Annotated in this window: 9 protein-coding genes; 7 read left to right on the top strand and 2 right to left on the bottom strand. The window is 46.1% G+C overall.

From position 1 onward, the window contains the following. Nucleotides 1–4 precede the first annotated feature (4 nt). The 3 genes from AB6E85_RS23970 (at nucleotide 5) to recD (ending at nucleotide 6,302) form a co-directional block, all read left to right on the top strand. Nucleotides 5–151: a hypothetical protein gene (locus tag AB6E85_RS23970; RefSeq protein ID WP_372144501.1), complete on the top strand. Its 147-nt coding sequence runs from the start codon at nucleotides 5–7 to the stop codon at nucleotides 149–151. Between the two features lie 260 nt (nucleotides 152–411). Then, entirely contained in the window at nucleotides 412–4,086 is a 3,675-nt protein-coding gene (gene recB / locus AB6E85_RS23965; protein ID WP_122081918.1) for an exodeoxyribonuclease V subunit beta, read from the top strand. Next, nucleotides 4,086–6,302 carry an exodeoxyribonuclease V subunit alpha gene (recD, locus tag AB6E85_RS23960; protein ID WP_372144490.1) on the top strand — a complete coding sequence of 739 codons (2,217 nt, stop codon included), beginning with the start codon at nucleotides 4,086–4,088 and terminating at the stop codon, nucleotides 6,300–6,302. The genes recB and recD overlap by 1 nt, the downstream gene beginning before the upstream one ends. An 82-nt stretch (nucleotides 6,303–6,384) precedes the next feature. Here recD and AB6E85_RS23955 read toward each other — a convergent pair whose 3' ends face one another. Further along, a complete protein-coding gene (locus AB6E85_RS23955) occupies nucleotides 6,385–6,576 on the bottom strand; it encodes a hypothetical protein (protein ID WP_004735192.1) in 192 nt (63 codons plus the stop codon). A 283-nt stretch (nucleotides 6,577–6,859) separates the two neighbouring features. Then, complete coding sequence (gene argA, locus AB6E85_RS23950; protein ID WP_017065782.1) at nucleotides 6,860–8,197, bottom strand: amino-acid N-acetyltransferase; 1,338 nt, start codon at nucleotides 8,195–8,197, stop codon at nucleotides 6,860–6,862. A gap of 161 nt (nucleotides 8,198–8,358) precedes the next feature. Between argA and AB6E85_RS23945 the strand changes: the two genes are divergently transcribed. The 4 genes from AB6E85_RS23945 (at nucleotide 8,359) to csdE (ending at nucleotide 11,415) form a co-directional block, all read left to right on the top strand. After that, a complete protein-coding gene (locus AB6E85_RS23945) occupies nucleotides 8,359–8,832 on the top strand; it encodes a DUF2850 domain-containing protein (RefSeq protein ID WP_050653300.1) in 474 nt (157 codons plus the stop codon). A gap of 81 nt (nucleotides 8,833–8,913) precedes the next feature. Further along, nucleotides 8,914–10,026 (top strand): murein transglycosylase A, encoded by a 1,113-nt coding sequence (gene mltA / locus AB6E85_RS23940; RefSeq protein ID WP_372144488.1) that lies wholly within the window; start codon nucleotides 8,914–8,916, stop codon nucleotides 10,024–10,026. 113 nt (nucleotides 10,027–10,139) lie between these two features. After that, nucleotides 10,140–10,949: a tRNA cyclic N6-threonylcarbamoyladenosine(37) synthase TcdA gene (tcdA, locus tag AB6E85_RS23935; protein ID WP_050052889.1), complete on the top strand. Its 810-nt coding sequence runs from the start codon at nucleotides 10,140–10,142 to the stop codon at nucleotides 10,947–10,949. A gap of 37 nt (nucleotides 10,950–10,986) precedes the next feature. After that, nucleotides 10,987–11,415, top strand: coding sequence for a cysteine desulfurase sulfur acceptor subunit CsdE (csdE, locus tag AB6E85_RS23930; protein WP_017059900.1), 429 nt, complete (start codon nucleotides 10,987–10,989; stop codon nucleotides 11,413–11,415). The last annotated feature ends 114 nt before the right edge of the window (nucleotides 11,416–11,529 follow it).

Here is an 11,529-nt window from a genome sequence, read left to right as displayed (position 1 = left end):
GGCTGTGATCGACAAGATCAATAGCGAGTGCGCTGAATTAATGAAAGATAAAAGAGAGTCGCTGGTAAGCGTTTGGGACGCCTGCTTTCAAGGTGAAGTGAATCAAGGTACAGGAAATAAAGTGGCCGCCAGTAAATCATTATTAGTGTAGGGCGTTCGCTGTACGGCCACAGGTCAGAGGGACCATTATTCTGTGGTTCAAAGTAACGTCGTAAAGTACAAAACTCGTACGCGCTCCTGAACTCGTGGGCGCATAGTAGCGAGGCGATCCGAATTGATCCGTGAGAGAGATCGCACTAACTATTAACAAATCAGCGTAGGACGTAAATTGAATGACGTTTTCCACGCTAGGTCACATTTATAGCAATAGTCACATTTTTAACAGACTCATCTATCAAAAGGCAGTAAGGCATGACGACCACAAGCAGTGTTCAGGTAATCGCTCCAAAAACACTCGATACCATGACGTTTCCACTTCATGGCGCGCGTTTAATTGAAGCATCGGCGGGTACGGGTAAAACATTTACTATTGCTGGCTTGTATTTGCGCTTACTGCTGGGGCACGGCACAGCTGCGCCACAAGGTGATCTGACTGAAGCCACACGACACCATGAGCCACTAACCGTAGACCAAATTCTAGTGGTGACCTTTACCGAAGCGGCTACCGCTGAGCTGCGAGATCGTATCCGTGCTCGTATTCATGATGCACGTATTGCGTTTGCACGTGGGCAAAGTGACGACCCAGTGATTGCGCCTTTGTTACAAGCCATCGATGATCATGCTGGCGCGGCTAAAACTCTTCTTAATGCTGAAAGACAAATGGATGAAGCAGCGGTCTACACCATTCACGGTTTCTGTCAGCGAATGTTGACCCAAAATGCTTTTGAATCAGGAAGCCGTTTTGATAATGAATTTGTGACCGATGAAAGCCATCTGAAAGCGCAAGTGGTAGCTGACTACTGGCGTAAGCAGTTTTACCCGTTGCCGATTCAACTGGCTGGTGAGGTACGAAATATTTGGGGTTCTCCCGCTTTGTTATTGGCTGACGTAAACCGTTACCTGACGGGCTCTCCGCTGAAGCTAACGGTAGATGCGATGTCGGGCGATCTGCAAACTCTACACAATCAAAACCTAGACAAAGTGAAGCAGCTTAAAGCGCTGTGGTGTGAATCTGAAGCGGACTTTTTGGCTTTGATCTCTGGCTCGGATGTGAACAAGCGTAGCTACACTAAGAAATCTCTGCCGACATGGTTAGAAGCGGTGACAGCATGGGCACAGAGCGACACCCATGATTATCAGTTCCCAGATAAATTAGAGAAGTTCTCTCAAGCCACTCTAATTGAAAAAACACCAAAGGGCACTGCGCCTCAGCATGCCGTTTTCGAAGCGATTGAAGATTTCTTAAATCACCCAGCCGACTTGAAAGCTCCATTGCTGGCGCATGCGATTACCCATTGTCGAACTATGTTAGCCAAGGCGAAACAACAGAAGCAGTGGCTATCATTTGATGACTTGCTGACTCAGTTATCGGCGTCGATTGATGTCGATGAGCAATCCTTGCTGGTGGAAAGAATTCGCACGCTTTACCCGGTGGCGATGATCGATGAATTCCAAGATACCGATCCGCTTCAATACAGTATTTTTAGCCGAATCTACCTTGATAACCCGCAATGCGGTCTGTTTATGATCGGTGACCCGAAACAGGCGATCTATGGTTTCCGTGGCGCGGATATCTTTACTTACATCAAGGCAAGAAACCAAGTTAGTGCTCACTATACGTTAGGCACTAACTGGCGTTCGAGTGCTGACATGGTCAGTGCGGTAAACCAAGTGTTTATGAATTCAGATAGCCCGTTTATCTACGACCAAGACATTCCATTTTTGCCCGTAGCTGCTAGCCCATCGGCTGATAAACGCCAATGGGTGATGAACGGAGAAACTCAGCACGCACTGACCTTTTGGCTGCAGGAGGCTGAAGATAAGCCATTACCAAAAGGCGAATATCACAAAGCCATGGCCGAGGCGACAGCGAGTCAAATTCAAACCATTCTGACCGCATCTCAAAATCAACAAGCCTATTTTGATAACGGCAAAAAACAACATGCCGTGAATGCAGGTGATATTGCTGTCTTGGTTCGAACCGGTAGTGAAGGTCGCCTGATCAAGAACGCGCTCTCTGAGCAAGGCATCGCGAGCGTGTATTTATCCAACCGAGACAGTGTGTTTACCAGCTTGGTCGCGCAAGACATTCAACGCTTGTTGCAAGCGGTGCTGACACCAGAAAATGATCGTGCATTACGCGCCAGTTTAGCGTCGGAATTGTTTGCTCTGGATGCTGCATCATTGGATGAACTCAACAACGATGAAGTGGTGTGGGAAAACGTCGTTAACGAATTTAGAGAATATCGTAAGTTGTGGCTACAGCGTGGCGTGTTACCCATGCTGCGCAGCGTGATCAGCAAACGACATCTCGCGGAACGCTTACTGGAAGAAGAAAATGGTGAGCGCTCACTCACTGATTTGATGCATATTGGCGAACTGCTACAACAAGCAAGGCAAGAGCTCGACAGTGACTATGGTTTGTTGCGTTGGTTGGCAGAAGCGATTTCCGATGCTCAGAATGGTTTAGGTGGCAGTGAAGACGACATTCAACGCCTTGAGTCAGAAAGAAACTTGGTTCAAATCGTTACTATTCATAAGTCGAAAGGTCTGGAATATGACCTCGTATTTTTGCCGTTTGTCGCGAGCTACCGAGAAGCGAGCGAAGGCAAGTTCTACGATCATGATTCAGATACCACAGTACTGGATATTACTGGCAGTGATAGTGCTTTGGCACAAGCCGACAAAGAGCGATTGGCAGAAGATCTACGTTTGATTTACGTAGCGCTGACTCGAGCGGTCTATGGCTGTTTTATTGGTATGGCACCGCTACGTAAAGGGCGTTCAACCAAAGAGCCAACTGGCGTTCACTTGAGTGCTATGGGTTATTTGGTTCAAAACGGACAAGAGCAAGGCATCGCCGAGTTACACCAAGCTCTGTCAGCGATTGAGGGTAAGAATTCAAGCGTACTACTGTCTGAAACACCAACCGCTCACGAGCAAGTTTTTGTACAAGCAGAACAAGTGAGTGACGACTTACAGGCCAGTGAACTCAAGGTTTCAATTGACCGAGCTTGGCGTATCACCAGTTACTCAGGACTAGTCAAACAGGGCAGCCACGGAGCAAGCCATGATGCGACTATTGAGGTGTCTGGCTTTGATATTGACTCGGCGGATGAACAAGATGAGTCGGAATTGATTGAACCTGAACGTTCTATATTCACGTTCCCTCGAGGCGCTCGCCCGGGTACCTTCTTGCACACCTTGTTTGAGGATGTTGAATTTACCGAGCCTGCAACCAGCGAACATAACACGCAAGTAATCAATCACTTATTAGAGTCAGAACAATACGAACTCGAGTGGTTACCCGTGCTTCAACAGCTTGTCGATACGGTGCTGAACACTGCGTTGGATGGTAAGAACTTAAAACTAAGCGAGAAAGACCCAACGCAACGATTAGTCGAGATGGAATTCTTGTTGCCGATCGAAGTGTTAGCCGCATCTGAATTGAATCAAACCATTCAGTATCACGATCCGCTATCAGCAAAAGCGGGTGACCTTGGCTTTCAAACCGTGCAAGGCATGTTGAAAGGCTTCATCGATTTGGTGTTCGAGCATCAAGGCAAATACTATGTCCTCGACTGGAAATCGAACCATTTAGGTGATGATGTTGCTGTCTACCATGGTGAAGCATTGAAATCGGCGATGGCCGACCACCGTTACGATCTGCAATATCAAATCTATGCGTTGGCATTGCATCGTTTCTTACGCAGCCGTGTTGCAGATTACAGTTATGAACAACATTTTGGTGGGGTTTATTACTTGTTTTTAAGAGGAATGGACGGCCAATCTCAACAAGGTATTTTCTCGGCTAAACCTACATTGGCTTTGCTCGATGAAATGGATCAATTGATTGACGGTAAAGTGATAGACAGACGTTCAGCACAATTGAATGACAATGAAACTGGACAGATGGGGCTTCTATAATGACAACGACGACTAATATGGAAACAGCGAACTCTGTAAAGCCAGTTTCACTTATTCCTGAACAGCTCATGGATGTACTCAAGTTCCTCGCGGATAAGGGCTCGATTCGTCAGTTGGATTATCAGTTTGCCCGTTTTATTACGCAGCAAGCGACGAGTCACCCTCAAGAGATCGGCTTTCTGGCTGGGGTGGTGAGCCATGAATTAGGCAAGGGGCACATTTGTACTCAGCTTATACAGCAGCATACGGTAGGCGCTGAACAAACGGCAGATCTAGCTCAGTTACTTGGGTTGTACGGTGAAACTGCCCTGCAATTGAATCAAAAGTTGATGGGTATTGATTGGATGACGATACTTCAATCGTCCAATTTAGTTGGGACAACCAATGAGTGCGTTAAGCCGCTGATGTTTGATGGACAGCGTGTCTACTTACAGCGTTACTGGAACTACGAGGTTGTGCTGGCAGAAACGTTGAACCGTTTAAGTAAGCCGGTAGAGTTCAATATTGAACAGAAAAAGGCGCTGACGGAAACACTCAATCAGCTCTTCGCACGTAGTTATCACTTTCTCTTTAACGCTTTAGCCAAGGCTGAAGCAAACCAACAGACGTCTCAAGTATTACGCCAACAGCTGGTGTGTGATTATCTTGATATCGTCGATGAGCAATCTTTGAATTGGGGCGCAATCGACCAAGCGATAGTGCAAGCCAAGCAAGTGACGGACTTAGATGTGCTGGACGACTTGGTTCCGTTATCGGCATGTTTGAACTGGCAAAAAGTTGCAGCCGCGGTGGCACTGAGTCGTCGTTTTGCGGTGATTTCTGGTGGGCCGGGGACCGGTAAAACGACCACAGTAACCAAATTACTGTCGGCTATGGTCGAGCAATCGCTCAGCCAAGGTAAAACGCCAACGATTAAACTGGTGGCACCGACGGGTAAAGCCGCGGCACGTTTAACCGAGTCGATTGGTAAAGCGATTGAACAGTTGCCATTAGCGCCTGAAGTAAAAGCCAACATACCAACAGAATCCAGCACCTTACACAGATTACTCGGCGCGATTCCTAACCGTGCTGAGTTTAGACATAACCGACGCAATCCACTCCACCTTGATATCTTGGTAGTGGATGAAGCTTCTATGGTTGATCTGTCGATGATGTATAAGCTGGTTGATGCACTTCCTGAGCACGCAAGGCTCATCTTATTGGGTGATAAAGACCAACTCGCTTCAGTAGAGGCAGGTGCTGTGCTCGGTGATATCTGTTCATTCAACTCTGCAGGGTACAGCACAGCGCAAGGCAATTTGATTGCAGAGATGACAGGTTTTGATGCGATAGCTAAACCCAGACAAGACAAAGCTGGAGCGGTGAATCCGCCTGCGATTGCGGATAGCTTGTGTATGCTGCAGAAGAGTTATCGTTTCGATGCGCGCTCCGGTATCGGGCAGTTGGCAAAAGCAATCAACAACGGCTCTGCGAATCAAGTAGATCAAGTGTTTGCTAAAGGATTTGGCGATATCGAAAACCACCCTCTGTCGAGTGACAGCTATAACTTGATGCTGCGTACCTTGGTTAACGAGTATGGTGCGTACCTCAATAGAATGAATGTGCCATTGGAAGAGTTAGAAACTCAAGAAGCACGCGTAAAATCGGTACTCGATTTGTTCAGCCAATGCCGACTGTTGTGTTCCATTCGTGAAGGGGACTTTGGTGTTAAAGGCCTCAACCACAGAATTGAAAGAGCACTGGCCGCAAGACGTTTGGTGAGCCCTCATAATGATGAACTGTGGTATCACGGGCGACCAGTCATGATGACGCGTAATGATCATGGTTTAGGTTTGTACAATGGTGATATTGGTATCTGTATGCTCGAAGCCGATTCAATTAATCTAGAGTCAAATGAGGCAAGTTCGGCACCTCGATTGAAGGTGTATTTTGAGTTGCCAGACGGCAGTGTGAAAGCTGTGCTGCCAAGCCGAGTGCCCGATCATGAAACGGCTTATGCAATGACAATACACAAATCTCAAGGTAGTGAGTTTGATCTGACCTTAATGATCTTGCCGCCAGATTTCAGCCCTATTTTAACGCGGGAGCTTATCTATACCGGTATTACACGTGCGAAGAATCGACTGATGATGTTCAGCGATACCAACGTGTTGAAGCGTGGGATTAAGGTGAAAACAGAGCGAGTGAGTGGTTTAGGCAGTCGTTTAACCAACTAGTCTTTAACGAGCCGCTAGAGAAGGGCTTGAACTTAGATCTAGATAAACACAAAGCAACCATCCCTGGTTGCTTTGAACGTTATTAAGACTCTTTGCTTAAAAACGCTCGAGTAAACGATATGTGGTTTATCTTGTACTTTGCTTGGCAATTCAAAATAAACTCTTTTAGATTCTCGCTAACAGGGAACACGCAGTGTACGTCTAGCCCTTCTAAGAATTGGTTATCAGCCATATCCCAAAAACTTTGCAGCGAGTTACAAACAATGGTTCTCATATCAATGTTGCTCTTTTTGCTGTTTATATTAACGAGCAGAGCTAATGTTAGCGTGCTGACCGTCAACGGGTATAGCAATCCGTGCAGTGACCACCTCAATGAGTTCGATGTGACTATCGAGATGGCAATTCCAATAAAAACATTTGTTAAGATTATTAAAGCGTCTAAATTCTATACAATTATACGTGTGAGTGAAAGTGCATAGTTAATAAATCCCATATAGAAAACGATTACATTTGCAATTATTTTTCTGTCGAAGTGAGATTGTGCTCCAAAACTTTATTTATACGTTGAGCGCCAAGATTTTTGAGTTTCTCTGATAGTTGTATAACCCTTGTTTTTCCATCGGTAATTCATCAACTGCTATCTCGTAAAAACCTTGTTCACGGAACCAGTGAAGGCTGTGCGTAGTAAGGACAAAAATTTGGTCGATATCACGAGATTTTGATTGGTGACGCATGTAATCCAGCAACAATTGCCCACGGTTTCCATCGCGATAGTCAGGGTGAATCGCCACACACGCCATCTCTGCCATGTGATCTTCCGGATACGCATATAGCGCAGCGCAACCAATAATCAGCCCATCTTTTTCGATGATCGTAAAACGGTGAATCTCTTGTTCCAATTGTTCTCTTGAGCGACGAACGAGAATGCCTTGTTCTTCCAAAGGACGAATAAGGTCAAAGATGCCACCAATATCGTCAATCTGAGCTTGTCTTACTTGCTCGGCACTCGCCATGACTACTTGAGTTCCAATACCATCAAAAGAGAACAATTCTTGGATTAATGCGCCATCTACTTTGTAGCTAATTAGGTGACAACGAGGCACACCAGCACGACAAGCGGAGATCGCTCCTTTCAAGAAGCGCAGTGTTCCTGTGCTCATGTCTTCGGCTGGGTTTTGAGATTCCGTTAAGCGTTCTAGAATTTGCTTGGCGTCTTTAGGGAAGAGCTCGGCGAGCACGTTACCGCGTTCATCTGTTACCCCTTGTTCTGAGCAAAAGCCAATCAGCTTGTCGGCCTTTAAACGAATAGCAACTTGGGTTGCGACCTCTTCAGAAAGCAGGTTAAAGCTTTCGCCAGTCACGGAGCTAGCAATAGGGCCAAGCAGTACGATAGAACCTTGGTCAAGCGTGCGATTGATCCCTTCGATATCGATTCGACGAATACGCCCGCTATGGCAATAATCCGTACCGTCATCGACGCCTAGCGGCTGAGCGGTAATGAAATTGCCGCTCATCACATTGAGTTGAGTGCCTGCCATCGGGGTGTTATTCAAACTCATCGAAAGTCGAGCTGTGATGGCAAGTTGTAGTTGGCCTGCAGCCTGCATAGCGACGCCCAAAGAATATTCATCAGTGACCCTAATATTCTTATGATAAGGCGTATGGCAATCTTGCTTGGCGAGTAATTGGTTGATCTGCGGTCTTGCCCCGTGAACGAGAACAATCTTTACTCCAAGGCTGTGGAGCAAGGCTATATCACTAATAATGTTACCAAAGTTCCTGTCGGCAACGGCTTCGCCTCCCAGCATAATGACCATGGTTTTGCCACGGTGAGCATTTACGTAAGGGGTTGATTGTCTGAAACCTTTTACTAGCGCTGTACTTCTTAATTTCACAGAACAAGTCCATTTTGTTTATTTATTCGATAATTTAGCATTTAAATTCAAATGTAAACAACACCTTTTTGGAATAAAGCGCAAACTATTCTTATCTAGGCTTCAATATATAAACTGTCTCAGTGTAGAATGCGCATAGCATCCTTATGAGTAGTCACCGAATGCAACAAGCTCCAGCGACAAACAACAAAATCGATGAGATAACCAAAGGCCTCTACAGCGAAGCTGATCAGCGCAATCAATCTAAGTTGAAGCGTAAGATTATTGAACGCTGTTTAATGGTTCTAGCCTTGGTGGGTTCGTTTGCGGTGGTTTCTTTGTTCGGCGATGTGCTTTCCCGAGTGCAAGATGCGGCGACGCCCGACAATCTGATATACGGTACTTGGATAGAGCAGGATGTTGCACATTATGCGACAGATGAGTTTGTACTTAATGCTAATGGTGTGTCAGTTCGTGGATCTGTTGTTTCGACGAGCTTTGATTTTGACGGTAACTACTTTGAATACAAGGCGGGTGATAAAACCTATCGCTTCCGCATGACCAACTCTGACAATACAGAAATGGTGCTCGATTCTGACAGTCACTACAATCCCATCTTCCGTCTTAAAGGTCACATCGATAACTCCGTCCGGTAGGTTATCTTATTGTAAACTCTTACAATCTACGATTGTGTTATCTGACTGTTTTTGTCATCCTCGATGCATAGAATTTTTAGGATGACTCTTGTGATTAAAAAATGGCTTCCCCTAGTCGCGGCCTCTTTGCTATTTGGCTGTGCTCAACCCACTGATCTTGCTCAACAACACCTTGATGACGAATTTCCCCGCACCTTGAATCAGGTCGATCAGGTTGAATCCAATAAACCAAGAGACTACACCGCATTTGCAGAGCAAGCTGAGATGGTGGTTTCTAAATCCCCTTCGATGGCTAAAATCTATGAGCCGCTTTATCAACAACTCAATGAGTGGGCGATGCTGAGTGGGGATCCAAGCGAACTCGCTAATTTTGGCGTTCAAACTGCTCAACTAGGCGGTGGTGATAAGCAAGGTAATGTTTTGTTCACGGGTTACTTTTCTCCTGTGATGGAGCTGCGCCACGAAGCGAATGAAGAATATCGTTACCCTGTTTACGGGCTTCCTGAGTGTGGTAAAGAGTGTCCAACACGCCAAGAGATTTACAACGGTGCACTAGAAGGTCAGGGCCTTGAGTTAGGTTACTCAGCCAACCGTATCGACCCATTTATGATGGAAGTACAGGGCAGTGGATTTGTGCACTTCGGTGATGATGACACGCTGCAGTATTTCGCCTACGCGGGTAAGAACAATAAAGCTTATGTGAGCATTGGCCGTGTTCTGATTGAACGAGGCTTAGTTCCACGCGAAAAAATGTCGCTAAAAGCAATCAAAGAGTGGGTATTGGCAAACGATCCTGAAGTGGTCAAAGAGCTGCTTGAGCAAAACCCATCTTTCGTGTTTTTTGAAGCGAGAGACGACCTATCTGTGATGGGTAGCGCGGGCATTCCTCTATTACCTATGGCGGCGGTTGCGGGCGATCGCTCTATCTTGCCTATGGGGACGCCGATTCTTGCTGAGGTTCCATTATTGAATGCTGATGGTACTTGGAGCGGCGCTCATCAACTAAGACTGCTATTGGTTTTGGATACGGGCGGCGCGGTTAAGCAAAACCATTTGGACCTTTACCACGGTATGGGGCCAAGAGCAGGAACTGAAGCGGGCCATTACAAGCATTTTGGTCGTGTGTGGAAGCTCGGTTTAGATGGCAGCGCAACTGAAGCGCCTTGGGCTTTGCCTCCTGAAAAGGTTGAGTAAGCGACAATAAAATAGGGCATTGAAAGCGAATCGCTAATCCCCTAGACTTTTTATTCAAGAGTGCGTATAAAACGCACTCTTTTCTTTTTCTCAGAAATAAATTGGCGGCAACAATGCGTGAATTGACCACTCCAGCTTCAGAAAACTATGACCAACGATTTGGTGGCACCCGTCGCCTATATGGCAATAGTGAAGTCGACATACTTAGAGCAGCACACGTGTGTGTGATCGGTATTGGTGGTGTCGGTTCATGGGCGGTTGAAGCGCTTGCTCGTACTGGTTTAGGTGAGCTGACTTTGATCGATATGGATGACGTGTGTGTAACTAACATCAACCGTCAGATCCACGCAATGTCGGGTACCGTTGGTAAAAGCAAAATCGAAGTGATGGCAGAGCGCGTTAAGCTGATTAACCCTGAGTGTAAAGTTAACCTGATTGACGACTTTATTGGCCCAGACAATCAGGCTGAATACCTATCGAAAGAGTTCGACTTTGTGTTAGATGCGATTGATAGCATGAAAGCTAAGGCTTCACTGTTGGCATATTGTCGTAGCAACAAAATTAAGGTGATCACCACCGGTGGTGCAGGTGGTCAAATCGATCCCACTCAAATCAAAGTGGCTGATCTGACTAAGACGATTCAAGATCCGCTAGCGAAGAAGCTTAAAGATACCCTTCGTCGTCATCATAATTTCCCTAAGAATCCAGCACGTAAGTTTGGTATCGATTGTGTGTTCTCAACTGAACAGCTGAAATACCCTCAAGCTGACGGCAGTGTATGTGCTGCGAAAGCAACAGCAGAAGGTCCAAAGCGCATGGATTGTGCGACGGGTTTTGGTGCGGCAACGGTTGTAACCGCGACGTTTGGTTTTGTGGCTGTTTCGCGTATCGTTGAAAAGCTGATTCAAAAGCACACTAAGTAACGTCTTCTACTCAATTAATAATCGACTGGATATTAAAATGACCACATTCCCAAGCTCTCCATTCGGCACTGAAATTACCAGTGATGATATTGTCGCGAAAATGCAGACATTCAGCGGCTGGGAAGACCGTTATCGCCAAGTGATTCAATGGGGTAAGAAACTGCCAACGATGCCTGATGAACTGAAAAGTGAGCAGGTGATTGTCTCTGGCTGTGAAAGCCAAGTGTGGTTGGTTTCTCAGAATATCGATGGTGTTTGGCACTTTTGTGCTGATTCTGATGCGCGTATCGTTCGCGGTCTGATTGCATTAGTAATGGCTGCGTATGATGGAAAAACATCAGAGCAGGTTCAAGCGTTCGATATTGATGGTTACTTTGAACAAATCGGTCTAATTACCCACCTTAGCCCATCTCGTGGTAATGGATTAAAAGCGATTGTTGCTCAAATCCAAGAGCTCAGTGCTTAACATCTCTTAGGTGCACAGAAGCAAAAAGGGTTGACGCTAAACGCCAACCCTAAATAATTTCGCTACTCGCTACTCGCTACTCGCTACTCGCTACTCGCTACTCGCTACTCGCTA

The organism is Vibrio sp. 10N.247.311.51, from assembly GCF_041467855.1.
In the GTDB taxonomy this organism is placed as follows: domain Bacteria; phylum Pseudomonadota; class Gammaproteobacteria; order Enterobacterales; family Vibrionaceae; genus Vibrio; species Vibrio coralliirubri.
This window is presented reverse-complemented; position numbering and strand designations above follow the sequence as displayed.